Here is a 23420-nt window from a genome sequence, read left to right as displayed (position 1 = left end):
TTTTGCAAGCGGTTGGAAAAAATATACGATACTGGTGCGAGCGCGCGGAGTTGCACCAAAACTGAAACGGGCGAAGGCATGAGCCTAGGAATACAAAAAGAAATAACCGGCCGTGCGCCGCGCATTCTGTTCTACAGCCACGACACGTTCGGGTTGGGTCATTTGCGCCGTTCCCGCGCGCTGGCCGGGGCGATCACTCAGGTTAACCCGTCGGCATCTGCGCTGATCCTGACCGGATCGCCCGTGGCCGGACGGTTCACCTTTCCACGTCGCGTCGATCACGTGCGCTTGCCGGGGGTGACCAAGCGCGCCGACGGATCCTATGCCGCGCAGACGATCGGAATGGGCATCGAGGAAGTGACCGAGCTGCGCGCGGGACTGATCCAGACGGCGGTGCAACAGTTCGACCCGGACGTGTTGATCGTCGACAAGGAACCGACCGGTTTTCGGAGCGAGCTTCTGCCCACTTTGGAGAGCCTTCTGCGGAACCCTCGTGCCAAACTGGTTCTTGGCTTACGCGACGTTCTGGATGAACCCGAGGTTCTGGCGGCCGAATGGGAGCGGAAAGAGGCCATCGAAGCAACCGAGCGATACTATGACGAAATCTGGGTCTATGGGCTGCGCTCGATTTATGATCCCACCCAAGGGCTACCGCTCAGCCCGGCCGCGCAGTCGCGTATCCATTGGACCGGCTATCTGCGGCGAGATCTGGGGCCGGTCGGCGAACCGCCGGAACAGCCATACATCCTGATTACGCCCGGTGGCGGCGGTGACGGCAAAGCCATGGTCAATCAGGTCTTGTCCGCCTATGAGAAAGACCCAACATTGTCGCCGCGCGCCGTACTTGTTTACGGCCCTTTTCTGGCTGGCGAACTGCGCGAAGAGTTTGAGACGCGAGTTGCTGCACTTAACGGTCGGGTCACAGCCGTCGGGTTCGAATCCCAGATCGAAACGCTGTTTGCCGGGGCCGCAGGGGTGGTCTGCATGGGCGGGTACAACACCTTCTGCGAGGTCCTGTCGTTCGACAAACGTGCTGTCATCGTTCCACGCACGACCCCGCGCCTAGAGCAATGGATCAGGGCGTCCCGAGCCGAAGATCTGGGGCTTGTTCGGATGCTGGACGAAAACCGCGACGGGCTGTCGGCGGATGCCATGATACAGGCTATCCGTAACCTGCCCCATCAGCCATTGCCGTCCCAAGCAATCCGCGAAGGCCTGCTGGACGGCCTGGACTATGTAACAAGCCGCGTTGACGCGCTGCTTGGCGGGGAACGGGAACGGGCCACCGGATGACTTCTGCAAAACCTAAGCTCGCGGTGCTGGTCAAAGGGTGGCCGCGCCTGTCCGAGACGTTCATCGCTCAGGAACTGGTCGCCCTGCAGGACGCGGGCCACAGCTTTGATATCTGGTCCCTGCGCCACCCAACGGACATCAAGCGTCATCCGCTGCATGATCGTTTCAACGGGAACGTGCACTATCTGCCCGAATACCTGTATGAGGAACCTGAGCGCGTCTGGGCCGGGCGTCGCATCGCGCAAACCCTGCCTGGATACGCCGAGGCCTATGATGTCTGGCGCGCAGATCTACGCCGTGATCCGACGCATAACCGGATCCGACGGTTTGGGCAGGCTTGCGTTCTGGCCACCGAATTACCCCAAGAAACTCGGGTCATGTATGCGCATTTCATGCATACTCCATCTTCGGTCGCTCGCTACACGGCCATCATGCGCGGCCTGCCCTGGAGCTTTGCCGCACATGCCAAGGACATCTGGACCTCGCCCGACTGGGAAAAGGCGGAAAAACTGCAAGCCAACACCCACGGCGCGGCCTTCGGCGCGACCTGCACCGCAATCGGGGCCAAGCACCTGCGCAGTCTGGCCGACGACCCGGCGCGGGTCGACCTGATCTACCACGGTTTGGATCTGGACCGCTTCCCTGCTCCCCCAACCCGAGAGGCCCGGAAACCAGAGGGACCGTTTCACATGGTTTCGGTTGGCCGCCTTGTCGAGAAAAAGGGGTTCGACCGCCTGATAGATGCTTTCGCGCTTCTGCCGGAATCGCTGGACTGGCACTGGACGCATATAGGTGGCGGCGCGCTTGGCGATGCGCTGCGCAACAGGGCCGAAGCCGCCGGGATATCGCATCGGATCACTTGGAAAGGGGCGTGCGATCAACCCGAGGTTATCGAAGCGATGCGCCAGTCTGATCTGTTCGTGCTTCCCAGCCGGATCGCGGAAGACGGCGACCGGGACGGTTTGCCGAATGTCTTGATGGAGGCCGCGTCTCAGCTGCTGCCCGTTTTGTCGACTCCGGTTTCCGCCATTCCCGAATTCATCGACACCGGCGTACATGGGCTTTTGTCGGATGACAGTCCGGCTGCTCTTGCAGCCGCCATAACGGAAATGGCGACCAATCCCGAACGCTCGGCCGCGATGGCGGCGGCTGCCTATGACCGCCTGATTGCCGAGTTCCGCATGGATCCCGGCATTGCTCTTTTATCCAAACGCCTGAGTGCGCTGGGCGCGGACAGAGGCTGATGGCCCGCGTCGCCTTTTACTCTCCGATGAAATCACCGGACAGCCCGGTGCCTTCGGGCGACAGGGAAATGGCGCGAAATCTGATGCAGGCCATTGCGGCACAGGGGGATCGGGTCGATCTGGTGTCCCGGTTGCGCATTTACGACAAATCTGGCGACGTTCAGGTTCAGTCCAAATTACGAGCCGAAGCCGACACTGAAGCGCAGCGTGTAATTGTAGATTTGCCCACGGACACGGCCTTGTGGGTGACGTACCACAACTATTACAAGGCACCCGACCTGCTGGGCCCAAAGGTGTGCGCCGCGCGGAAAATTCCCTATGTTCAATTGGAAAGCACCCGCGCGACCAGTCGTTTGCACGGTCCATGGGCAGGGTTCGCGCAGGCCGCACATGACGCCTGCAACGCCGCTCGGATCATTTTTTACCATACGGCCAACGACCTTATTACTTTGGAGCGCGAAAAATTCGGCGATCAGAGTTTGGTCGAACTGCCGCCATTCCTGCCAATGGATAACCTACCGCCTGCGTCAACCTGCGAAGGTCCAATGTTGGCTGTCGGGATGATGCGGCACGGCGATAAATTTGCCTCCTATACACTGCTGGCGCAGGCACTGACGCGGCTGTCCGGCGATTGGACCTTGAATATCGCAGGCGACGGTCCTGCCCGGTCCGAAGTCGAAGGCCTGATGGCCCCATTCGGGTCTAAAGTCCGGTTTCTTGGCCAGTTGGACCGCGAAACCCTGCAGGCTGTTTACGCGACCGCTTCACTTTTGGTCTGGCCCGGCGTCAACGAAGCCTATGGCATGGTCTATCTGGAGGCTCAGGCCAATGGTGTACCCGTCGTCGCGCAGGACAGACCCGGTGTACGAGACGTTCTGGCACCTGCTGAGTATCCGTCCGTCGATGCCGGAGCGGAAGGCCTGGCCGCCAGAATACGGGTGCTGCTTGAAGATATCGCAACACGCCGCGCGTTGGGCAACGAGGCCCGTAAACGTATGTCCGAACTCCACCTGATGCCCGGCGCAACCGACCGGTTCTGGCAGGCGGCCCGACCTTTGACGGAGACCATTTCATGAGCCAGCTTGCCCTTTTGCGCCATGGTCACACGCATTGGAACCGCGCGGGCCGCATTCAGGGACGCAGCGACATTCCATTGGATGCCGATGCCCGAACGGAACTGGCAGGTTATCAACTGCCCGAACCGTGGGGTGCGGCGGCTCTCTGGTCCAGCCCACTGCAACGCGCCAGCGAAACAGCTCGTTTGGTGGCAGGGCAAGAACCCAGCGTTTCCGAAGCGTTGACCGAAATGAACTGGGGCGATTGGGAAGGTAAACGCGGTGTCGACCTGATTGCCGACGCGGACAGCGGTTACCGCCATATTGAGGACTGGGGTTGGGATTATCGCCCCCCGAACGGCGAAAGCCCTGCAGAAGTCCGGGTACGGCTGCAGCCGTGGCTGGACGGGTTGCAGGGCGACACGGTGGCCGTGTGCCACATTGGTATCATGCGCGTGATATTAGCCGGGGCATGGAGTTGGAATTTCGAAGGCCCTGCACCCTTCAAAATCAAACGAAACCGCCTTTACATCATCGATCTTGATAGCTTCTGCGCCTACCCTGAGCCGATCCGGCTGCTGCGACAGGAGGCTCCCGAATGAAGGTCATGATCGTTGTGACCCACTTGCTGGGCACCGGGCATCTCAGCCGTGCTTTGACCTTGGGCCGAGCCTTTGTTCAGGATGGGCACGAAACCTTCATTGTGTCCGGCGGAATGCCTGCCCCGCAACTGGACAGCACCAAAATGACAATGTTGGGACTGCCGCCACTGCGTTCGGATGGTACAGAATTCACCCGCTTACTGACTCAGGAAGGAACGGTCGCCGATCCCGACTATTTCGAGGCGCGAAAAACCGCATTGGTCGAGGCCATTCGCACCTTTGAGCCAGACGTTCTGATCACAGAGCTTTACCCATTCGGTCGACGGTCACTGGCCGCTGAATTCACGGCAGCATTGGAGACAGCCCGGAACATGAACCCGCGCCCGGTCATTCTGGGATCGATCCGGGACATTCTGGCGCCGCCGTCCAAACCCTCGAAGGCTGAACGGGCCGAAAAAATCATTCTGGAGCATTACGACGGCGTCCTTGTACATTCGGATCAGAATGTCGTGCCCCTGAACGTCAGTTGGCCAGTGTCCGAGCAATTGGCACATCGCCTGTTTTACACCGGTTTCGTGGCTCCACCCACCCCGACCCCACACGCAAACGCGATAGGTAGGGACGAAGTGCTGGTCAGCGCCGGTGGCGGATCGGTAGGTCAGCCAATCTTTCGCGCGGCCATCGAGGCCGCCCGAAAGATGCCCAACAGGCGCTGGCGCCTGTTGGTGGGCGGGCAGGACGCACAGGCGCGTATTGAACAACTAGCGCAACTGGCGGGTGACCTCCCAGTGATATTGGGACCCGTGCGCCCCGATTTCCGACACATGCTGCCCCATGCAGCGGCCTCAGTCAGCATGTGCGGCTACAACACTGCGTTGGACATTCTGCAGACTGGGATACCTGCTGTTTTCATCCCGTTTGACGACGGCAACGAAGTCGAGCAAAGCCTGCGCGGCCAAACCCTATCGGACCTTTCGGCAATAGGCGTGTTGCCAAGTAAATCCCTGGACGGGGAAGCCCTGTTTCAGGCCGTCAGCGAAGTAATTGCTTCCGGGCCGCGCCCGGTTTCCACCCATGGTTTCGATGGTGCTGCGCAATCCGTTCAGATTGCGAAAAGGCTTTGGGAGCAGCGCACATGATTGCAGACTGGAGCCCTTTGACCGCAGAGCTTGAAGTCTGGCACCAGCAAGGGCTGGATCTGCCGATATGGTGGCGCGACGATGACGCCGTTTCAACGACGCCACACCTGGATCGGCTTTCCGCGATGTCGGATAAGCTGGGCGTACCGGTTCATCTGGCCATCATTCCACGCGATGCCGAAGACGGGCTTGTCGAATACGTATCCTCCCGACCGAACCTGATCCCTGTTGTTCATGGATGGGCACATCAGAACCACGCGCCTAAAGGCGAGAAGAAATCCGAGTTTCGCCTGCATCGACCTCTGTCCGAAATCGTCCAAGACGCGCAATCCGGGACTACGCGCATGCGCACGCTGTTCGCAGATCAGCTGTGCCCCATGTTCGTCCCCCCCTGGAACCGCATCGCGCCCGAAGTTGTCAAGGAGTTGCCCGCCGCAGGGTATCGCATCCTGTCGACCGCGACGCCAAGACCAAGCCCGCAGGCCGCCCCGGGGCTGGATCAGATCAACACACACCTGGATCCGATTGACTGGCGTGGAACCCGCGGACTGGCCGCGCCCGAGACGCTGATCGCCAAAACGGTTCAGCTGCTGCGCGACCGCCGCGAGGGCCGTACAGACAACACGGAACCCTTTGGTATCTTGACCCACCATCTGGTTCATGATGAGGACATCTGGACCTTTTCTCACGACCTGCTGCACCGGCTTATGAAAGGCCCGGGTTTTGTCTGGTCGGTAGCCCGCGATTGAATACGGAGACCTGAATGAGCCGACTGGATTCCATGCTGCGCCGCCTGACTGCCCAACGCGACGGTCTGAACTGGGCAGTTGATCAGATTGCCGACATGGATGGCGACGTGCTGGACATGGGCCTTGGAAACGGCCGCACCTACGACCATCTGCGGGAAATCCTGCCGAACCGAAGAATCTGGGTAATGGACCGCGTGCTGCAATGTCATCCGTCCAGTACGCCTCCGGCAGAGGACTTTCTGCAGGGCGAGGCCGAACCGATGCTGCAGAAACTGGCCGAGGGTGGGCCAACGATCGCCATGGCGCATTACGATTTCGGGCGCGGCGTCAAGGATGAGGACGTTGCCGAAGCGGCGCGCCTCAGCCCTTTGATCGCACAAGTAGTGCTGCCCGGGGGTCTGCTGATCTCGGGCCAGCCTCTGGTTGGCTTTGACCAGATCGGCGGCCCGGACACCATCGCTCCGGATCGCTATCTGTTCTACAGGGCCTGATCAGGCCACGCGCCGCCCGCGCGACCAGACGCCATTCAGTGCCGGTGCGCCTTCGCGCATGCGGAACCGGATAACGTCCGCGCGTGCGCCTGCCCGCAGCTCGCCCCGGTCATCCAATCCAACAGCCTCGGCAGGTGTTTTTGTCACGGTCTTCATACCGCGGGCGAAATCGCCCCACATCTCGCCCAGGCGCGCAGCGGACAGCAGCAGGGCGGCCGGCACGTAGTCCGAAGACAGGATGTCGAGGTGGCCAAGCTCGGCCAGTTCCTGCGCGGCGACATTGCCGGAATGCGACCCACCCCGGATCACGTTCGGCGCGCCCATCATCACCTTGATGCCGTGATCATGGCAGGCGCGTGCGGCCTCAACTGTAGTCGGAAACTCAGCCAAGGTGATGCCGTGCCCAGCCGACACGCGGACCTGCCCCTCCGTCGTGTCATCATGGCTGGCGAGCATTGCGCCGAACCGATTTGCGGCCTTAACGGTTTCGATCTCGTGCCTGTCACCGAACCGGTCCCGCAGCGCCTTGAGCTGCGCCACATGTTGCAGGAAGTCATCGTCGTTCATCGCGTGCTTGCCCTTCATATAGGCTTCAAGCTGCGACATGTCGCGGAACTGGCGCTGTCCGGGTGTGTGGTCCATCAGTGAAACAAGCCCGACCCGGTCCTCGGGACCAAATTCATCCAGCTCATCCACCAGCGTTTCCGAGCACACTTCGGCGCGCAGATGCAAAAAATGGCTGATCTTCAGCGCGTCCTGTTCGCGCAGGTCCCACAGTTCTTGTGACAGTCCACGAGCGTATTTCTTGTAACGGTTGCCGGATGGGATCGAACCGATCCGCATTGCGTCGAACACAGTGGTGATCCCTGTGCTCGCCAGTTCCGCGTCGTGCGCCAGGATCGCGGCAGCGTGCGGCCAGTCGACCTTGGGACGCGGCTGGATGTGCCGTTCCAGATTGTCGGTGTGCAGCTCAACCAGACCAGGACAGATGTAATCGCCCTCGCAATCCGTCGCGCCCGCCGGAACTGTCGCGCCGGTGGCGATCTCAGCAATGGTATCACCCACAATCCGAACGCTGCCTGTCACCGTCTCATCCGGAAGAACAAGTGTGGCATTGGCAAGTATCATTTCTTCTGTCATCTGAATTTCACAACGTTTGAGCTATTGGGAAGGCCACGCATAGGAGGCCAATGTGACATTCACGCGATACGCGATCTATTTTGCGCCACCGGCCGAGGCCGAATGGACGAAATTTGCAACCCAATGGCTGGGATGGGACATGGAATCCGGGAACGAGGTTGCGCACCCTGTCGTTGACGGCGTGGACGTTTCGGCCGTGACCGAAGTTCCGCGAAAATATGGGCTGCATGCGACGATGAAGCCGCCGTTTCGCCTCAATGATGGGCAGGCGTTGGGCGACCTGAAAGACGCGTGCGAACGATTGGCAGAATCTCGGCCTGTAGTGACCCTGGACGGAGTCGAAATTGCCCGGCTGGGTCGTTTTCTGGCGTTGCGGCCGACAGGCGACTCGGACGGGCTGAACGACCTGGCGGCGGCTTGCGTCCGCGATCTGGACCGTTTTCGCGCCCCTGCGCCCGAGGCTGAACTGGCGCGTCGGCGCGCGACCGGTTTGACCCCCGAACAAGACGCCAATCTTGTTCGATGGGGATATCCCTACGTGATGGATATGTTCCGCTTTCACATCACTCTCAGCGGCAGGCTGGACAAGCCTACACTGAGCACCGTTCAGGCGGCTTTGGAAGACCAACTGGTCCCGCTGCTGCCCGAACCGTTTCAGATCAAGGATCTCGCTCTGATGGGCGAAGCCAAAGATGGCCGGTTTCACCTGATCCATCGCTATGCCCTTTCCGGCTGAAGTCGGGCGAGAATGGTGTCTATCGTGACGTCCAGCGGCCCTGAATTGTCGACCTCGATCACGCGGTTCAACCCCTCCGGCAAAGGAATGCCAGCCCGCCCCAAGCGGCGCACCTGATCACTGGCGCTTTCCCGTCCGCGCAAGGAAAGGCGCTGCGCCAGCACCTCGGGGTCAGCGGTCAGAGAGATCACGATCAGATCACCAAAAACCTCCTGCGCCCGCATCAGCATCGATCGGGACAGGTTGACCAACAAAGCATCAGCCTCTTGCCGTTGCGCTGCGATTTCTTTTGGGATGCCATACAGCAATCCGTGCGCCGGCCAGTGCAGCGCAAACGCGCCGTCCAGCACCATCTGCTCGAAGATTTCGACCGAGACCCGGTCGAAATCCTCGCCCACTTTACCTTCGGGGCGGGTGATCACGCGACGAACACGAGATATCCCCGGCGCATGCGCGGCCAGCGCTTCCATCACGCTGTCCTTCCCAACACCCGATGGTCCAACGACCGCTATGACCGGAGCAAGGCTCATGCAGCGATCCCCGGAGTAAAATCCGAGACGTTAATCTCGCGGTCACATACACGGTCACGCGCTTCGACGTCATGGAAAATTCCCACAATCGCAGCGCCGCGCGCCTTGGCCTCTTCGATCAGGGACAGCACTGTTTCGCGGTTCTGTGCGTCCAAAGACGCTGTGGGTTCATCCAACAGCATCGCAGGATATTCATGCGCAAATCCGCGCGCGATATTGACCCGCTGCTGTTCGCCCCCCGAAAAGGTGGTCGGGCTGAGGGTCCACAGACGCTCTGGAATGTTCAATCGCGCCAGCAGCCCCGCGGCCTTGTCCAGCGCAACCTGTCTATCACAGCCGATGGCCAGCAAAGGTTCGGCCACTACCTCAAGCGTTGGAACCCGTGGTACAACACGAAGGAACTGGCTGACGTAGCCCAAGGTCTCGCGCCGCAGCGCAAGGATTTCGCGAGGTTCAGCTTGCGCAACGTCCAGCCCGTCGACCAGAACCCGCCCCGAAGCGGCCAGGTAATTTCCGTAGATCACCCGCATCAGCGTGGATTTCCCCGCCCCTGATGCCCCTGTCAGGGCAACGCACTCGCCGGGCGCCACTTTCAGTGTCGCACCTGTCATCACAGGAATAACTGCGCTGCCCTGATTGTGCAGGGTAAAGCTTTTGCTGACATCTTTGAGTTCAATCATTGCCTTCACCTTCAAACCTGCAGAACGCTGGAGACCAGCAGTTGCGTATAGGCATGTTGCGGATCGTCCAGAACCTGATCTGTCAGCCCGGCTTCGACCACATGACCGCCTTTCATGACCATCAGCCGGTCCGCCAACAGACGCACCACGGCCAGATCATGGGTGACGATGATGGCGCTCAGCCCCATCTCACGAACCAGCCCGCGCAGCAGATCCAGCAAACGTGCCTGTACCGAGACATCCAGCCCGCCGGTCGGTTCGTCCATGAACACCAGCCTCGGTCCGGTCACCAGATTACGCGCAATCTGCAGCCGCTGCTGCATCCCGCCAGAAAAGGCTGTTGGGCGGTCATCCACGCGGGTCTCGTCGATTTCGACTCGCCCCAGCCAGTCGATCGCGCGGTCCCGGATGGCGCCGTAGTGGCGGTCGCCGACGGCCATCAGGCGTTCACCGATATTACCGCCAGCGCTGACCGACATCCGCAGACCGTCACGGGCATGTTGGTGCACAAAGGCCCAGTCCGTTCGGCTCAGCATCCGGCGCTCGGGCTCGGACATGGTGACCGTATCCACCGGCCCATCGGCACGTGTGTCAAAGACCACCCGCCCGGCGTCAGGTTCCAGATGCCCGGCCATACAATTCAGCAAGGTGGACTTGCCCGAGCCACTTTCACCCACGATCCCCATCACCTCGCCGGGATAGAGATCAAAGCTTACATCCGTGCACCCGATCCGCGCGCCATAGCGTTTCTCGATGCCTTTGACCTGCAACAGGGGGGTCATGCCGCGTCCTCCTCGGCCAGTCGACCTACTTGGCCCGCCTCGCGGCGCGACCGGCAATAATCGGTATCCGAGCAGACAAACATCCGGTTGCCCGCGTCATCCATGATCACTTCGTCCAGATAGCTGTCTTCGGCCCCACATAGGTCGCAGGGATGATTGGCCTTGGTCGCCTCGAACGGGTAGTCCTCGAAATCGAGGCTCACGACTTTGGTATGCGGCGGCACCGCGTAAATCCGCTGCTCGCGCCCCGCGCCAAATAGCTGGATCGCGTCCATCTCAAGCTTGGGGTTGTCGAATTTCGGGATCGGCGACGGGTCCATGACATAGCGGTCCGACACCTTCACTGGATAGGCATAGGCGGTCGAAATCGCACCGTGTTGGCTGATATCCTCATACAGCTTTACGTGCATCAAACCGTATTCCTCGAGGCTGTGCATCTTTCGCGTCTCGGTCTCGCGCGGCTCCAGAAAGCGCAGAGGCTCCGGGATCGGCACCTGATAGACGATGATCTGATCCCCGCGCAGCTTAGCCTCGGGGATACGGTGGCGTGTCTGGATGACCGTTGCCTTCTCGGTCTCTTCCGTGGTCTCAACACCTGCGGTGTTTTCAAAGAACTTACGGATAGAAACGGCGTTGGTCGTATCATCCGCACCCTGATCGATCACCTTGAACGTATCCTCGGGCGTCAGGGTCGCTGCCGAGACCTGCACCCCACCGGTGCCCCAGCCATAGGGCATCGGCATTTCGCGGCTGGCGAACGGCACCTGATAACCCGGCACCGCCAACCCTTTGAGAATGGCACGGCGTATCATTCGTTTGGTTTGTTCATCCAGATAGGCGAAATTATACTCGCTCATAGGAAACCTCTTTCGGTCAACTCAACCTCCAACGCTCGCGGAGTGGTAAAGTGTATGCCGTCCATGCCGACAGCGCGCGCGCCTTCGACATTGTGCAAACCGTCATCGATGAACACACAGTCCTGAGGCGCGATACCTGCCCGTTCGCAAAGCAGTTCGAAAATCCGCGCATCGGGCTTCATCACACACTCCTGCCCCGAAACGACAAGAGTTCCGAAAACTTCGCCAAGACGCGGGTGAACCTTCAACCCTTCCGGCCATGTTTCAGCTGACCAGTTGGTGATGGCATGAACCGGAGTTCCACGCATCTTGAGCCGGTCCAGCACATCCCATGTACCGTGGATCGGGTTTTCGACGGTACGCGTGTATAGTTCGACATAAGCCGCAAACAGGGTTTGATCCCGCGGGTCCTCAAGCTCCAGTGCCAGATCGGCAAAGCGTTCGCCGCTATCTCCGCGGGCATTGCGGGCCAGGAAATCCGTGCGTTCAATGAACGCATGCGCAGCCTCTTCTGAACCCAACTCTTCAGCCCAAGCAAGGTGGGGTTGCCAGTCGACCAACACTCCACCGATATCAAAAACGACAGCCTTCATTCCGCAGCCTCCTTCGGTGTGATCCGCTCTTCGGCCTCACGGCGCAGTTTGCGGACAAGTTCCAGCTCGGACTGAAAATCCACGTAATGCGGCAACTTGATATGTTCGAGGAAACCGGTGGCCTGAATGTTGTCTGAGTGGCTGAGGACAAATTCGTCATCCTGCGCAGGAGCGCCCAGATTGTCCTCACCCAACTCTTCCCAACGCAGGGCGCGATCGACCAGAGCCATCGCGATGGATTTACGTTCCGACTGGCCGAATACCAGCCCATATCCGCGCGTGAATTGCGGCGGTTCGGTCTTGGATCCTTTGAACTGGTTCACCGTCTCGCATTCGGTCAGTTCGACTTCACCGATCTCGATGGCGAAACCCAGCTCGGGGATGTCCATCTCAACCGCGACTTTTCCGATGCGCAATTCGCCCACGAAGGCGTGGTTGCGGGCGTAGCCGCGCTGGGTCGAATAGGCCATGCCCAACACGAACCCTTCGTCCCCGCGTGTCAGCGATTGGAGGCGCAGGGGGCGGTTCGTCGGAAACTCCATCGGTTCACGCGTCAGGTCGCCAGGCGTCGCATTGCTGACTGGATCATCCTGAATAATGTCCTCTCCCTTGAGGAATTCGGTGATATGCGGCGTTGCTTCCATGCGAGGTTGCCCCTCGGGCGCGGCTGGAACCTCACCGTCGGCGGCCAGTTTGAAATCCAGCAACCGGTGTGTGTAATCGAACGTTGGTCCAAGGACCTGACCGCCCGGCGCGTCTTTGAACGTGGCCGAGATACGGCGGTCACAGGCCATCTCGCCTGTTTCAACCGGATTGGAATACCCAAATCGCGGTAACGTGGTCCGATAGGCCCGGATCAGAAAGATCGCCTCGATCAGATCGCCGCGCGCCTGTTTGATCGCCAGCGCAGCCAGATCGGGGTCGTATAAAGAGCCCTCGGCCATAACTCGGTTGACCGCCAGACTGAGTTGCTCACGGATTTGCGCGATGCTCAGTTCGGCAATATCAGTCGAGCCACGCCGTTCCTCGGCCAACCAGGAATGCGCGTTTTCGATGGCCTTTTCACCACCTTTGACTGCTACATACATCGCTCAGACCTCCAAACTGATCTGCGTGCTGCGCGGCAGGGCTGCAACCCTGTCACCGCACGTGAAAAAGAAGTCACACCCCAACGGATACAAAGTCGCGTTGGCCTGCAACGCCACAACGTCCGGCAAGGTCAGACGCGCCGTGTCTTTGATGCCCGGACCGCGCAAGACAGCTCCCGCCTGTTGCAGGTCGTCACATTCAACAATCAGGGTTGCTGACCGGTCCGGGTGTTCTGCCGTCCCGATACGGTATGTGCTCAATGGCCCAAGTTCCGACCAAGTCCCGACCGCAAAATCTGCGTTCGCAGGCGCCGAGAGAGGCGCCCCTGTGTGAAAGGTCAGCCAATGGCGTACGGCATCCGTATCAGCTGCGCCCGCCAGATGAACCTTTGTGTCCGGATCGCACAGTGTCAGCAGCAGAGTTCCCGCTGCGACCGAAAGGGGTTCTGGCGGCTGGCCACCGGTGACGTGACGGATCTCGCCCGGCCGGGCCATCACGGTCATGGCGGCACGAAACGCGTGGGCGGCATCGACCGGCGCGTTCTGAAACCCACCCGAAAACTGGGACTGCGTGCTCATCAATCCTCTCCCCTGACCATGGTGAAAAACTCGACCTTCGTTGCTGCGGCCTTGGCCGCTCGGCCCATTTTGGCGGCCTGCATTTGATCGTTGAGCGGCGCGATCACCTGCGCACGAACAGCATCTGCAGCCGAGGTCTGCATCAAGGCATCGATCAGCGCGGCCGCCTCGGCCTTGGGCTTGGAACGGCCTTGCACATATCCGTGCCCGACTGTTCCGTCGTTCAGTACTAATGAGCAGCGCGTGACGGTCATTTCTCCAAGGTTAAACGGTGCGCCGGTACCACCTGTGCGCCCGCGAACCATCACGCCACCGACTTCGGGGCTGCGCAGCCACTCGAAATCTGGACAAGCTTCGTATTTGTCCCAAAGCGCCATCAGCGCCCCTTCGGGTGCACGCGCCAGCAGGCCCATCCAGCCCTGCCGTGCTGCATTCTCAATATTTGTCTGATCTGCCATCAAAGCCTCTTGGCCGGGTTGTCTACTTGATCTATACAACTAGACAAATATTACACCCCACCACGGCGACTCGCAATCCGCATCCTTGTGAAGTTTTGATGACATGAGAAAAACACCCGTCTGGAAAGGCATCGCGTTGAGCCTGACATCCGACATCGCCGAAGGCCGCTATAACACTGGTGATCGCCTGCCGACCGAGGCGCAACTGGCCGCCAAACATGGGGTCAACCGCCACACGGTGCGACGTGCCCTGTCAGATTTGGCCGAACAAGGCCTGGTTCATGCCCGCCGCGGCGCCGGTGTTTTTGTGGCCGCACAACCAACCGACTATGCGATTGGTAGACGCGTGCGATACCACAAGAGTATTTCGGCCAGTGGCAAGATTCCCGGAAAGAAAATCCTGACCCTGACCACGCGCACAGCGGATGGAACCGAAGCCGAGGCATTACAGATTGCCGCTGGTGATCCTGTGCATGTCTATGACGGGCTTTCCCTCGCCGACGGGCAGCCGATCGGCCTGTTTCAAAGCGTCTTCCCCGCAGAACGCCTGCCCGAAATTCTTGAAGCCCTGTCAGACACTCAGTCCGTGACCAAAGCCCTGCAGCAATGCGGTGTTGCGGACTACACACGTATCTCAACGCGCCTGACTGCCCGCGCAGCCACGGCGACCCAAGCTCTGCACCTGCGCCTGCCCGAAGGCACGCCGGTTCTCTATTCTGTTGGAATAAACGCGGACCCAAACGGGTTGCCTGTTGAGTTCGGACGGACTGTTTTTGCCGGAGACCGGGTTACCCTGACTTTGAACGAAGATTAGGCGGCAACGCTCCCGCCCCTCTTCGACCTCCTCACGGAGGGCTCATCCCGTTGGGCATAGCGCCGCGCAAAGCGCGGCGCCGAGCCCAAGGCCGCCAGGTTGCGTCGGCGCAGCCGATGCGGACGCGGGCGCGGGAGTTTTCGCCTCACGGCCGTTCAAACCGTTTCGTACTTGTCCAGAAACGCTTCCGCGCTCAATGCACGGAAGTCCGGCAGAGCCGCGCGCAGGCGGGCATTGTCCCAATCCCACCAGGCCAAAGCTATCATACGCTCGGCCACGCCTTTCGGATACCGGCCCCGGATCGGCTCAGCCGTGACACCACCTACGATGGTATATGGTGCCACATCCTTGGTGACGACCGCACCCGAAGCTATGACCGCACCGTGGCCGATGGTCACTTCGGGCTTTATGATCGCCGCGTGACCGATCCACGTATCGTGGCCTATCCGAGTTATGCGGCTGGCGCGGCACTCGAACCATTCTGCGTCGTCTTCCGCATCGTCCCAATAGTCGGCCGAGCGATAGAGGAAATGGTGTAACGACGCTTTCTCCATCGGGTGATCCGTTGCACCGATCCGCGTGAAGCTGGCGATGTTGGCAAACTTGCCGATTTCCGCATTGGCGATGTCACAGGTACGGTCGCAGTAGGAATAGTCGCCAAAAGTCGAATTCGCCACACGGGTCCCTGCGCCGATTTCGACGAATTCGCCGAAGTAACTGGCGGTGATCTGACACTCCGGATGGATGAACGGCTGGTCTAAACGCAGTCGCGCCATGGTCTGTTTGTCCTTAACTATGGTCATGGCAGCGGGAACGACTTCGCTTTAGCGTCCTTGGGCTTACGCTTTTTGCCGGTTTCTCCCTGAATGAGCCGCCGCCGCAGCCAGCCCGAGAACCAGTCCATCAGCATCACCATCAGGATGATCAGGACAATGTAGTAAGCGACCTCCTCCCAGTCCTTCTGGGTAATGATCGCCTGCGTCAGCAGCAGGCCGATACCACCGCCCGTGATCGCGCCGATCACTGTCGCACTACGGGTGTTGGACTCAAGGAAGTAAAGCAGCTGGCTCAACAGCACCGGTGTCACCTGCGGGATCACACCAAAGCGATAGCGCTGCGGGGCATTCGCGCCTGTGGACTGAACCCCTTCGATCTGCTTCTGGTCGACGTTTTCAAGCGCTTCTGAGAAAATCTTGCCGAAAGTACCCGTATCAGTCACCAGCATGGCAAGTGCGCCGGTCAATGGTCCGGGGCCAAAAGCCCGCGCCAGTATAACTGTCCAGATCAGCGCATCCACGCCTCGCACAAAGTCAAAGATGCGACGAGTGGCAAATCTGAGCGACCTTAGAGGGTTGAAATTGCGAGCGGCGAGGAATGCCAACGGTAGGGCCACCATCGCGGCACCAAATGTTCCAAGGAAAGCCATCAGGATGGTTTCAAAGATTGCCCATGCAACGTCTTGGTGCCGCCACATCTTGTTGGTCCAGAAATCGTTGAAAATCTCTCCAGCCTCACCTTGAGCGGCCAACCCGGCCAACTCAGTGAAGGACTTGCGATAGTAGGGGCTATCGAGGGTGAACCAGAACAATTCCCACCCGTTGAAGTAGCGGAACACCTCGGAACGATTACGCGTCACCGTCAGGCGCCCCGCTTCCGTAGTGATTGCCATCCGGTTTTTCGAGACATTGATCCAATCCGGGACATCTCCGCCCGGTAGTTCAGCCTGAACGCCCGATGAGCGAGTCGGTGTCGCACGGACCGTGCCGTAACCCGGGATATCGTATTCTACAGTCTCGGGTCCAAAGCGCACGACATGGCCGTCTTCCAGATCAATGACCGTGGTTTCCCCCAGGCTGACCCACTCCGGGGCCTGCCCTTCCGGGTAGCGGCCTTTGCGTTCCCCTTCGACGGCAGCCGAAACCTCGCCTGTGCGGTTGTCGCGCTCGATATGGGTTTTGTAGCTATAGCTGTCGGCAATCAGCGTCTGGCCGTTGTCCCAGTTGGCCCGCTCGGTCAGACCGGGTACGTCAAAGGCAAAGAACACATAGGTCAGATAGGCCAGCACCAGCGCGGGTAGGCCGAAATTCACCAGACGTTTGCGGTTGAACAGTCGGTCGGCTTCGGCCTTCAGTTCGTAAATGGACAAGTCGGTGGCGAAGGTGCTCATGCCCGCGCTCCTTTTTCGGAACCATGGGTCAGACGCTCGCGCAGGAGACCCGAGATTTGATCGACGACGACGATTGTCACGAACAGCAGAAGGAAGATGGCAGCAGCCTCGTCATACCGTCCCTGCCCCCAGGACATCGAGTTCCGCAGCTCATAGCCCAGACCGCCCGCACCGACGAAACCCAGAATGGCCGAGGCGCGGATATTGATTTCGAACCGCAACAGCGCATAGCTGACATAATTTGGACCGACTTGAGGAATGACACCCAGGTACATCCGTTGCGACCAGTTGGCGCCCACCGAGTGCAGACCCTCGACCGGTTTCAGCGAGGCGTTCTCATTCACTTCGGAAAACAGTTTGCCCAGCGCGCCTGCGGTGTGGATTGCAATGGCAATCATCGCCGGAACCGGGCCACCGCCCAGAACAAAGATCAGCACCAGGGCAATCACGATTTCAGGCACCGCGCGGCAGATGTCCGCGATGCGGCGAAACAGCGGGATCAGCGACGGCCACAGCGCCATGCCGCGGGTGGACATCAGCGCCAGAAACGTCCCTGCGATAGTTCCGGTCAGGGTCGATGCGGCGGCGATGTTGAGGGTCTCGACCAGTGCCGGAAAGAACTTGACCAGATTGGCAGGCAGCGCGTCGATTTTATCCCACGCCTCTGACAGAACCTCGGTTGGGTAGTCGAAGATGCGGTGCCAACCGTCGATAAAACTGCCAGCGTTTCGATCGTCAGCTGTGCGGAAACCTGCGGCCAACAGGGCCACAAAAACGATCAGAAGGATACCACCATAGACCCGCTTGCGTCGTGTCATCTCGGTATAGTCGGCCCGGATCTGGTCGACGCTGGGGGACCCTGCGGTCAGGTCTGTCATGGAATGCTCCTGAGTGGAAAAACGGGGCCCGATTTGTCACCGGACCCCGATCAATGGGTGTGCAGGCTTAGTTGGACTTCAGCTTTCGCGCTTCGATGATGATTTCATACGCATCGTGGGTGATCGGCTCGAATGCTTTCGCTTCACCCGCTGCAACGCCGTAGAAGCAGTCACGGTCCTTGTCAGCCAGACCGGCCATCAGGGCGGTCATCTTTTCTTTGACGTCCACAGGCAGAGCTTTGCGCAAAACGATGGGGCCTTCCGGGATCGGCTTGGATTTCCAGATTTCGACCATGTCGTTCATGTCGACCAGACCGGCATCGACGGCACGGCGCAGCGCACCCGACTGATACCCGTCTTCCCAGTCACCCAGACCGTCGGCCCAGGTTACGCCGCCGTCAACGTCACCGTTGTTCACTGCAACGATGGTCTGCTCGTGGCCGCCGGTGAATTTCACTTCGCCGAAGTAATCACCCGAGTCCATGGTCGCGCCGGTAGCCGCAGGAATTTCGATGGACGGGATCAGGTAACCAGAGGTCGAGTTCGGGTCGCCAAAGCCAAAGGTCTTACCCTTCATGTCTTCCAGAGAGGCGATGCCGCTGTCCTTGCGGGCAAAACCGATCGAATAATAGCCGTAGCCGCCGTCGGTGTTGACTTTGACCAGTACCGGCTCAACCGCTTCGGCGTCGCTCAAATAGGTTTTTGCATAGCTCGACGCGCCCAACCACGCCATGTCGATAGTGCCGCCCAGAAGACCCTGGATTACGCCGTCATAGTCAGCGGGGGCAAACAGCTTGGTTTCAACGCCCAGTGCTTCTTCGGCGTATTCGCGCAGGCATTCGTTGTTATTCAGACGGTCCTGAGCGTTCTCGCCACCCAGGATACCGATGCGGAATTCGCTGATTTCCTGAGCCATGGCCGGCGCGGCCATCGCGGTTGTGGCCGCCAGGGCAGCAATCAGTTTTTTCATCTGTCTCTCTCCGGTTTGATGCGCCGGCCTTTCATCGGCCGGTCGATGAAAGGGGTCGATCGGGCTTAGATGGTGGCCTCGGCTTCCATCAGGGCCTTCTGGGTCGCGTCCAGCGTTTCGATCTCGGTCGAGGTCGCCTCTTCCGAGAAGCTGGCATCGGCTCCATAGATTTCGCGGGCGACACCCGTTGTCAGTTGCTCGGGCAGGCCGTCGAATACGATACGACCGTCGCGCATACCGACCACGCGGTCGCAATAGCGGCGGGCAGTGTCCAGTGTGTGCAGGTTGGCAATGACGGTGCGGCCGTCCTCTTCGTGGATGCGACGTAGGGCTTGCATCACGACCTGCGCGTTCATTGGGTCAAGCGAGGCGATGGGTTCGTCCGCCAGAATGATACTGGGATCCTGCATGAGGGCGCGCGCGATGGCGACACGCTGTTGCTGACCGCCCGATAGCGCCTCGGCCCGTTTGGGCGCATGTTCGGCAATCCCCAGACGATCCAGAATGTCGATCGCGCGGTGGATGTCTTCCATCGGGAACAGGTTGAACATGGTCGCCAGCGTCGAGTGACGGTTCAGCGTGCCGTGCAGCACGTTCGATACCACGTCCATGCGCGGTACAAGGTTAAATTGCTGAAAGATCATCGCGCAATCGGCTTGCCACGCGCGTTTCTCGCGGCCCCTCAGTTTGGTGACATCGCGGCCTTCGAACAGAATCTCGCCGTTGCTTGCGTCGGTCAGGCGGTTGATCATCCGCAGCAGGGTCGACTTGCCCGCGCCCGACCGCCCGATGATGCCGATCATGCAAGGCTTGTCTACATCCAGTGTCGCTGCATCTACGGCAACATTGTCGCCAAAGCGTTTGGTCAATTTCTCTATGCGCAGCACGTGCCACCCCCAATTCGTGTTGGCGGTCAGCTACAGATGAGATTCAACGGCTATGTGTCGGTTGGGTGAAAGTTTTGTAAACGCCGTTGCGGCCCAAGGGGCCTACCCATCGCTGCATATCGCCGCTATATGCGGTGCCAACACGCTATCCAAATGAGGCCAACCATGAGCTTTGACCGCAGCATCAAGATCGCCCCGTCGATCCTGTCCGCCGACTTCGCCAATTTCGGCGCCGAGATTCAGGCTATCGAAGCCCAAGGGGCTGATTGGGTCCATGTCGACGTTATGGACGGGCATTTCGTGCCAAACCTGACCTTTGGCCCGCCAGCGGTCAAAGCGTTCCGTCCGCATGTCAAAACGGTCATGGACGTGCATCTGATGATCGCGCCGGTTGATCCCTACATTCAGGCCTATGCAGATGCAGGAGCAGACATTCTGACGGCGCATGTCGAGGCCGGTCCGCACACGCACCGCACCCTGCAAGCCATCCGCGCGGCCGGAATGAAAGCAGGTGTTGCACTGAACCCCGGCACTCCGGCCGAGGCGGTCGAGCACCTGCTGGACCTCACCGATCTGGTTTGTGTCATGACCGTCAACCCCGGCTTTGGCGGGCAGAAGTTCATCGACATGACCGCCAAGATTCGCAAGCTACGCCAGATGATCGGAGACCGCCCGGTGCATATCGAGATCGACGGTGGGGTCGATCCTCGAACCGCTCCATTAGTTGCTGCAGCGGGAGCGGATGTGCTTGTGGCTGGATCTGCCGTGTTCAAAGGCGGATCGGTCGACCGGCCCGAAGTGTACGGTGAGAATCTTCAGGCTATTCGAACTGCTGCGGCGGCAATAAAGATCGCCGAGTGAACGCTTTTCGCTACTGTTCTCCGGCTCTGGCATAAACTTAGCCATCCCGTACCAATTGCAGCGAGAGCCTTTGTTTGCCAAAGGCTCTCTTCAGATATCAATCCGCCCCAAATGCACCTATATATGCAACGCCACCGGAACCGGTTGCACTGAATGTGCCGCCCACCTCTTCGGCTTTGGGCCCATAGAACACACCATCGGCTCGGCCGCTTGTCGCAGAACCTGAGATATTAGCCGTAAACCCCGAATTCGAGACGTTCCCTGTCCCTGAGAAATCCAGTTCGGGGGCCGCACGTGTCGTGCCACCTACTCGCAAACTGTCCACAGATGTGTTCTTACTGGTTATGGTCGCCGTTGAGAAATCTGTAGTTACATTGATGGCCGATGAAGTCTGGTAGTTATCACCATCAGAAAGGCGCGCGATTCCTGTGCTTGCACCGGTGTACTGCGCGGTCCCTCCACTGGGCATATCTGCTGTCGGGGTGACCGACCCCCACGAACCAGCACCTGCAGTGCCGTTGGCCTCTCCCCGCCCCTCTAACCAGACCCCAAACGTCTGATATTCAAAAGTAGCTCTGGACGGGTCGACAAGCACGACCGCCTTGTCCCGATCAGGCGAGTTGATCGCAACAACTACAGTGCCCTGGTCGACAGTGTCTCCTGCGCGTCCGTCAAGTTCAGCAACGGAACCAGCCGCGCTTGCAGTGGCAGCGACAATGTTTCCTGCGCTGGTCGTAACGACCATTGTGGAGGATGCAGGACCGGTCTGCCCCTGTGCCGTGATGTTTCCGGTCGACTGATCTGTAGTAAACGCCTGGACCACAGCCCGCCCATTGAGCGTCGCCGTACCATTCTGGGGAAGAACAATTTTTTCCGCCGGTATGGTGGAAATCGGGCCGCCTGAAGGCGTACTACTACTATCGTCGTCGTCACTAAGATCTATATCAAGCCCCGCGATACCACCGCAGGCGCTCAAAAGAACAACCGGAATAAATGCTGCAATCCGGCAACTAATTCGGGATTTCATAACTGCTCCATAGTCAATGTATTAACGGCACATTAGTTACTCCCTTAATCAGTGCAACCTCTGTTAACATTTCAATCTAAAGGACTATCTGTTTGGTGTTTGAAATGCGACAGGTATTGGGTGAGGGACAGAAATATTCCGGCAACGCAATACCTAAAACAAAATTAAATCAAATTATTAGCTCGCCCAACCAAGCCTTTTCAGACCACCACAGAATTACTCATCAATGGAATCTGGTATGATACGGCTGTTACTTGTGTTCACATGTCTTTTGTTGACGAGTCTAACTGCCGGGCGACTGCAAGCCGAGTCAAGCGTCGCAACGTCTACCGCACTGCTTGCAGATGAAATCGAGATCGAATCCTTGTTTCTGAGCGGGCTTTCTGACCTCGAAAACGGTAGACCCCAGTCCGCGATCGAAAAGTTCTCAACTATTCTGGCGACAAACCCGAACCTGATCAGGGTTCGCCTGGAACTGGCCCGTGCATTTTTCATGGCCAGACAGTGGACCCGCGCCAGAAATGAGTTTTTCACCGTTCTCTCTGGTGATCTTCCAGATCCTGTACGGGCTCGCGTATTGGGTTTTATACGCGAAATTGACGCACGGCGTGGATTTGACTGGGATCTCAGCATCGGGTTCACGCAAGTCGGCAACAACAGAAGATACGATACAGACTCGATAACACTCAACTTCTTCGGGCTGGATCTGCCTTTTACTCTAAACCGCGACACCTCGACGGAGATAGGGCTGCGTGCAACGGGTGCCGCCAATTTTCGACAGCCGCTCAATATTTCCCTTCCTAATGTACAAATGGTCGCTTTTGCCTCGGTAGACTTTGACCTCACCGAAGCACCTACTTCGCAACATGATGATTATATCTTCGTGGGACGTCTTGGGCTGCGCGCTCTTTCGCAATACACGACGAGTTCATTTGGGCCGGTTCTGGCCACCCGGTTGATCGGGGGGAACGTCTATGAGAACCGCGTCGGACTGCAAGCAGCGTTCGAGCGCCGCAACTTGCTGGGTGTCTCCGTCTTTGGTGCCATCAGCGGTTTCAAGTTGCATAGCCCCAGATCTAGCGCGCTGGACGGACACAGTTTTGAAGGCGAGTTGGGCTTACGGCGATCAGTAGGTGGACGTGGCGTAATTGGACTGAGTGCTTTTGTGCAGGACAAATCCGTGGACGCCAACCTCGAAAACTACACCCGCAAAAGACTGACTCTGTTTGGCCAATATAATGCACGCGGGGGATTCACATATCGCCCCTCCGCTTATCTCGAACGCACAGCGTTTAAGACACCGAGCCCTTTGCTGACTGGAGACCCGGATGAAATCACTTGGGGTTCGACGTTAAGAGTTGAAAAAAACGACCTTTTTATCGGCAATGGTTTTTCGCCCTTTGCACAAGTCGCGTATCGCCGCACAAACTCCGGCATCGATGCCTACAGTTTCTCAGAAACTGATTTTGAGCTTGGGCTTGAACGTAGGTTTTGAGTTGCAAGCAGGGTTGATCAAGATTTCTAGGGTCAGGATTCATAACCAATAGATTACGGTTGCTGCGAGCGCGATGGCAGAAAGGAGTACTTTGGGACAGCGGTCATAGCGGGTTGCGACGCGTCTCCAGTCCTTGAGTCTGCCGAACATAATCTCGATACAGTTGCGGCGTTTGTACCTACGCTTATCGTACTTGACCGGGGTCTTGCGTTGTTTACGGCCGGGGATGCTGGCGCGTATCCCTTTGTCTTTTAACGCTTCTCGAAACCAGTCGGCGTCATAGCCGCGATCCCCAAGTAGCCAGT

The 23420-nt window shown here is 59.0% G+C and carries 27 protein-coding genes; 11 read left to right on the top strand and 16 right to left on the bottom strand.

Annotation, left to right across the window (positions count from 1 at the left end; genetic code table 11):
- The first annotated feature begins 78 nt into the window (after positions 1 to 78).
- The 7 genes from ACR0J0_RS08465 to ACR0J0_RS08435 are packed head-to-tail and all read left to right on the top strand — an operon-like array spanning position 79 to position 6573.
- Complete coding sequence (locus ACR0J0_RS08465; RefSeq protein ID WP_480662946.1) at positions 79 to 1293, top strand: glycosyltransferase family protein; 1215 nt, start codon at positions 79 to 81, stop codon at positions 1291 to 1293.
- Positions 1290 to 2537, top strand: coding sequence for a glycosyltransferase (locus tag ACR0J0_RS08460; RefSeq protein WP_480662944.1), 1248 nt, complete (start codon positions 1290 to 1292; stop codon positions 2535 to 2537). Before ACR0J0_RS08465 ends, ACR0J0_RS08460 begins: the two co-directional genes overlap by 4 nt.
- Positions 2537 to 3613 (top strand): glycosyltransferase family 4 protein, encoded by a 1077-nt coding sequence (locus ACR0J0_RS08455; protein ID WP_480662943.1) that lies wholly within the window; start codon positions 2537 to 2539, stop codon positions 3611 to 3613. The genes ACR0J0_RS08460 and ACR0J0_RS08455 overlap by 1 nt, the downstream gene beginning before the upstream one ends.
- Positions 3610 to 4194: a histidine phosphatase family protein gene (locus ACR0J0_RS08450; protein ID WP_480662941.1), complete on the top strand. Its 585-nt coding sequence runs from the start codon at positions 3610 to 3612 to the stop codon at positions 4192 to 4194. The genes ACR0J0_RS08455 and ACR0J0_RS08450 overlap by 4 nt, the downstream gene beginning before the upstream one ends.
- Positions 4191 to 5333 (top strand): glycosyltransferase family protein, encoded by a 1143-nt coding sequence (locus ACR0J0_RS08445; RefSeq protein WP_480662939.1) that lies wholly within the window; start codon positions 4191 to 4193, stop codon positions 5331 to 5333. The genes ACR0J0_RS08450 and ACR0J0_RS08445 overlap by 4 nt, the downstream gene beginning before the upstream one ends.
- Positions 5330 to 6082, top strand: coding sequence for a polysaccharide deacetylase family protein (locus ACR0J0_RS08440; RefSeq protein WP_480662937.1), 753 nt, complete (start codon positions 5330 to 5332; stop codon positions 6080 to 6082). Before ACR0J0_RS08445 ends, ACR0J0_RS08440 begins: the two co-directional genes overlap by 4 nt.
- A gap of 14 nt (positions 6083 to 6096) precedes the next feature.
- Complete coding sequence (locus ACR0J0_RS08435; RefSeq protein WP_480662935.1) at positions 6097 to 6573, top strand: class I SAM-dependent methyltransferase; 477 nt, start codon at positions 6097 to 6099, stop codon at positions 6571 to 6573.
- On the opposite strand, the gene ACR0J0_RS08430 is transcribed toward ACR0J0_RS08435, so the two are convergent.
- Positions 6574 to 7713: an alpha-D-ribose 1-methylphosphonate 5-triphosphate diphosphatase gene (locus ACR0J0_RS08430; protein ID WP_480662933.1), complete on the bottom strand. Its 1140-nt coding sequence runs from the start codon at positions 7711 to 7713 to the stop codon at positions 6574 to 6576.
- Positions 7714 to 7765: 52 nt separating this feature from the next.
- Here ACR0J0_RS08430 and ACR0J0_RS08425 point away from each other — a divergent pair, with 52 nt between their 5' ends.
- Positions 7766 to 8449: a DUF1045 domain-containing protein gene (locus ACR0J0_RS08425; RefSeq protein WP_480662931.1), complete on the top strand. Its 684-nt coding sequence runs from the start codon at positions 7766 to 7768 to the stop codon at positions 8447 to 8449.
- On the opposite strand, the gene ACR0J0_RS08420 is transcribed toward ACR0J0_RS08425, so the two are convergent.
- From ACR0J0_RS08420 to phnG, 8 genes are read right to left on the bottom strand one after another with little or no spacing between them, the layout of a single operon-like run.
- A complete protein-coding gene (locus tag ACR0J0_RS08420) occupies positions 8431 to 8979 on the bottom strand; it encodes an AAA family ATPase (RefSeq protein WP_480662929.1) in 549 nt (182 codons plus the stop codon). The two genes, ACR0J0_RS08425 and ACR0J0_RS08420, sit on opposite strands and share 19 nt — an antisense overlap.
- Positions 8976 to 9659 carry a phosphonate C-P lyase system protein PhnL gene (gene phnL, locus ACR0J0_RS08415; RefSeq protein ID WP_480662926.1) on the bottom strand — a complete coding sequence of 228 codons (684 nt, stop codon included), beginning with the start codon at positions 9657 to 9659 and terminating at the stop codon, positions 8976 to 8978. Before phnL ends, ACR0J0_RS08420 begins: the two co-directional genes overlap by 4 nt.
- An 11-nt stretch (positions 9660 to 9670) precedes the next feature.
- On the bottom strand, positions 9671 to 10441 hold the full coding sequence (phnK, locus tag ACR0J0_RS08410; protein ID WP_480662924.1) for a phosphonate C-P lyase system protein PhnK: 771 nt from the start codon (positions 10439 to 10441) through the stop codon (positions 9671 to 9673).
- A complete protein-coding gene (locus ACR0J0_RS08405) occupies positions 10438 to 11298 on the bottom strand; it encodes an alpha-D-ribose 1-methylphosphonate 5-phosphate C-P-lyase PhnJ (protein WP_480662922.1) in 861 nt (286 codons plus the stop codon). The genes phnK and ACR0J0_RS08405 overlap by 4 nt, the downstream gene beginning before the upstream one ends.
- Complete coding sequence (locus ACR0J0_RS08400; protein ID WP_480662920.1) at positions 11295 to 11891, bottom strand: HAD family hydrolase; 597 nt, start codon at positions 11889 to 11891, stop codon at positions 11295 to 11297. Before ACR0J0_RS08400 ends, ACR0J0_RS08405 begins: the two co-directional genes overlap by 4 nt.
- Complete coding sequence (locus ACR0J0_RS08395; RefSeq protein ID WP_480662918.1) at positions 11888 to 12979, bottom strand: carbon-phosphorus lyase complex subunit; 1092 nt, start codon at positions 12977 to 12979, stop codon at positions 11888 to 11890. The genes ACR0J0_RS08400 and ACR0J0_RS08395 overlap by 4 nt, the downstream gene beginning before the upstream one ends.
- A gap of 3 nt (positions 12980 to 12982) precedes the next feature.
- On the bottom strand, positions 12983 to 13558 hold the full coding sequence (gene phnH / locus ACR0J0_RS08390; RefSeq protein WP_480662916.1) for a phosphonate C-P lyase system protein PhnH: 576 nt from the start codon (positions 13556 to 13558) through the stop codon (positions 12983 to 12985).
- Complete coding sequence (gene phnG / locus ACR0J0_RS08385; protein ID WP_480662914.1) at positions 13558 to 14016, bottom strand: phosphonate C-P lyase system protein PhnG; 459 nt, start codon at positions 14014 to 14016, stop codon at positions 13558 to 13560. The genes phnH and phnG overlap by 1 nt, the downstream gene beginning before the upstream one ends.
- Positions 14017 to 14119: 103 nt before the next feature.
- Here phnG and phnF point away from each other — a divergent pair, with 103 nt between their 5' ends.
- Positions 14120 to 14830, top strand: coding sequence for a phosphonate metabolism transcriptional regulator PhnF (gene phnF / locus ACR0J0_RS08380; RefSeq protein ID WP_480662912.1), 711 nt, complete (start codon positions 14120 to 14122; stop codon positions 14828 to 14830).
- 155 nt (positions 14831 to 14985) lie between these two features.
- Here phnF and ACR0J0_RS08375 read toward each other — a convergent pair whose 3' ends face one another.
- From ACR0J0_RS08375 to phnC, 5 genes are all read right to left on the bottom strand, one after another.
- Complete coding sequence (locus ACR0J0_RS08375) at positions 14986 to 15606, bottom strand: LbetaH domain-containing protein (protein ID WP_480662910.1); 621 nt, start codon at positions 15604 to 15606, stop codon at positions 14986 to 14988.
- Positions 15607 to 15629: 23 nt separating this feature from the next.
- The gene (phnE, locus tag ACR0J0_RS08370) at positions 15630 to 16997 is read right to left on the bottom strand and encodes a phosphonate ABC transporter, permease protein PhnE (RefSeq protein WP_480662908.1); all 1368 of its coding nucleotides are present in this window, start codon (positions 16995 to 16997) and stop codon (positions 15630 to 15632) included.
- Positions 16994 to 17875, bottom strand: coding sequence for a phosphonate ABC transporter, permease protein PhnE (gene phnE / locus ACR0J0_RS08365; protein WP_480662906.1), 882 nt, complete (start codon positions 17873 to 17875; stop codon positions 16994 to 16996). Before phnE (ACR0J0_RS08365) ends, phnE (ACR0J0_RS08370) begins: the two co-directional genes overlap by 4 nt.
- A 67-nt stretch (positions 17876 to 17942) precedes the next feature.
- Positions 17943 to 18845 (bottom strand): phosphonate ABC transporter substrate-binding protein, encoded by a 903-nt coding sequence (gene phnD / locus ACR0J0_RS08360; protein ID WP_480662904.1) that lies wholly within the window; start codon positions 18843 to 18845, stop codon positions 17943 to 17945.
- 65 nt (positions 18846 to 18910) lie between these two features.
- Positions 18911 to 19732 (bottom strand): phosphonate ABC transporter ATP-binding protein, encoded by an 822-nt coding sequence (phnC, locus tag ACR0J0_RS08355; protein WP_480662902.1) that lies wholly within the window; start codon positions 19730 to 19732, stop codon positions 18911 to 18913.
- A gap of 165 nt (positions 19733 to 19897) precedes the next feature.
- On the opposite strand from phnC, the gene rpe reads away from it, so the two are divergent.
- Positions 19898 to 20593 (top strand): ribulose-phosphate 3-epimerase, encoded by a 696-nt coding sequence (gene rpe / locus ACR0J0_RS08350; RefSeq protein ID WP_480662900.1) that lies wholly within the window; start codon positions 19898 to 19900, stop codon positions 20591 to 20593.
- A gap of 97 nt (positions 20594 to 20690) precedes the next feature.
- Here rpe and ACR0J0_RS08345 read toward each other — a convergent pair whose 3' ends face one another.
- On the bottom strand, positions 20691 to 21620 hold the full coding sequence (locus tag ACR0J0_RS08345) for a transferrin-binding protein-like solute binding protein (RefSeq protein WP_480662898.1): 930 nt from the start codon (positions 21618 to 21620) through the stop codon (positions 20691 to 20693).
- 238 nt (positions 21621 to 21858) lie between these two features.
- Here ACR0J0_RS08345 and ACR0J0_RS08340 point away from each other — a divergent pair, with 238 nt between their 5' ends.
- Entirely contained in the window at positions 21859 to 23115 is a 1257-nt protein-coding gene (locus ACR0J0_RS08340) for a tetratricopeptide repeat protein (protein WP_480662896.1), read from the top strand.
- Positions 23116 to 23154: 39 nt separating this feature from the next.
- Here the strand turns inward: ACR0J0_RS08340 and ACR0J0_RS08335 are convergent.
- The coding region (locus ACR0J0_RS08335; RefSeq protein WP_480662894.1) for a transposase at positions 23155 to 23420 on the bottom strand (266 nt) is incomplete at its 5' end.

The organism is Ruegeria sp. BF12, from assembly GCF_056538705.1.
This window is presented reverse-complemented; position numbering and strand designations above follow the sequence as displayed.

Coding starts and splice junctions, on each gene's coding strand:
- ACR0J0_RS08465 (WP_480662946.1), top strand. CDS start 79: ATGAGCCTAGGAATACAAAAAGAAATAACCGGCCGTGCGCCGCGCATT.
- ACR0J0_RS08460 (WP_480662944.1), top strand. CDS start 1,290: ATGACTTCTGCAAAACCTAAGCTCGCGGTGCTGGTCAAAGGGTGGCCG.
- ACR0J0_RS08455 (WP_480662943.1), top strand. CDS start 2,537: ATGGCCCGCGTCGCCTTTTACTCTCCGATGAAATCACCGGACAGCCCG.
- ACR0J0_RS08450 (WP_480662941.1), top strand. CDS start 3,610: ATGAGCCAGCTTGCCCTTTTGCGCCATGGTCACACGCATTGGAACCGC.
- ACR0J0_RS08445 (WP_480662939.1), top strand. CDS start 4,191: ATGAAGGTCATGATCGTTGTGACCCACTTGCTGGGCACCGGGCATCTC.
- ACR0J0_RS08440 (WP_480662937.1), top strand. CDS start 5,330: ATGATTGCAGACTGGAGCCCTTTGACCGCAGAGCTTGAAGTCTGGCAC.
- ACR0J0_RS08435 (WP_480662935.1), top strand. CDS start 6,097: ATGAGCCGACTGGATTCCATGCTGCGCCGCCTGACTGCCCAACGCGAC.
- ACR0J0_RS08430 (WP_480662933.1), bottom strand. CDS start 7,713: ATGACAGAAGAAATGATACTTGCCAATGCCACACTTGTTCTTCCGGAT.
- ACR0J0_RS08420 (WP_480662929.1), bottom strand. CDS start 8,979: ATGAGCCTTGCTCCGGTCATAGCGGTCGTTGGACCATCGGGTGTTGGG.
- phnL (WP_480662926.1), bottom strand. CDS start 9,659: ATGATTGAACTCAAAGATGTCAGCAAAAGCTTTACCCTGCACAATCAG.
- phnK (WP_480662924.1), bottom strand. CDS start 10,441: ATGACCCCCCTGTTGCAGGTCAAAGGCATCGAGAAACGCTATGGCGCG.
- ACR0J0_RS08405 (WP_480662922.1), bottom strand. CDS start 11,298: ATGAGCGAGTATAATTTCGCCTATCTGGATGAACAAACCAAACGAATG.
- ACR0J0_RS08400 (WP_480662920.1), bottom strand. CDS start 11,891: ATGAAGGCTGTCGTTTTTGATATCGGTGGAGTGTTGGTCGACTGGCAA.
- ACR0J0_RS08395 (WP_480662918.1), bottom strand. CDS start 12,979: ATGTATGTAGCAGTCAAAGGTGGTGAAAAGGCCATCGAAAACGCGCAT.
- phnH (WP_480662916.1), bottom strand. CDS start 13,558: ATGAGCACGCAGTCCCAGTTTTCGGGTGGGTTTCAGAACGCGCCGGTC.
- phnG (WP_480662914.1), bottom strand. CDS start 14,016: ATGGCAGATCAGACAAATATTGAGAATGCAGCACGGCAGGGCTGGATG.
- phnF (WP_480662912.1), top strand. CDS start 14,120: ATGAGAAAAACACCCGTCTGGAAAGGCATCGCGTTGAGCCTGACATCC.
- ACR0J0_RS08375 (WP_480662910.1), bottom strand. CDS start 15,606: ATGGCGCGACTGCGTTTAGACCAGCCGTTCATCCATCCGGAGTGTCAG.
- phnE (WP_480662908.1), bottom strand. CDS start 16,997: ATGAGCACCTTCGCCACCGACTTGTCCATTTACGAACTGAAGGCCGAA.
- phnE (WP_480662906.1), bottom strand. CDS start 17,875: ATGACAGACCTGACCGCAGGGTCCCCCAGCGTCGACCAGATCCGGGCC.
- phnD (WP_480662904.1), bottom strand. CDS start 18,845: ATGAAAAAACTGATTGCTGCCCTGGCGGCCACAACCGCGATGGCCGCG.
- rpe (WP_480662900.1), top strand. CDS start 19,898: ATGAGCTTTGACCGCAGCATCAAGATCGCCCCGTCGATCCTGTCCGCC.
- ACR0J0_RS08345 (WP_480662898.1), bottom strand. CDS start 21,620: ATGAAATCCCGAATTAGTTGCCGGATTGCAGCATTTATTCCGGTTGTT.
- ACR0J0_RS08340 (WP_480662896.1), top strand. CDS start 21,859: ATGATACGGCTGTTACTTGTGTTCACATGTCTTTTGTTGACGAGTCTA.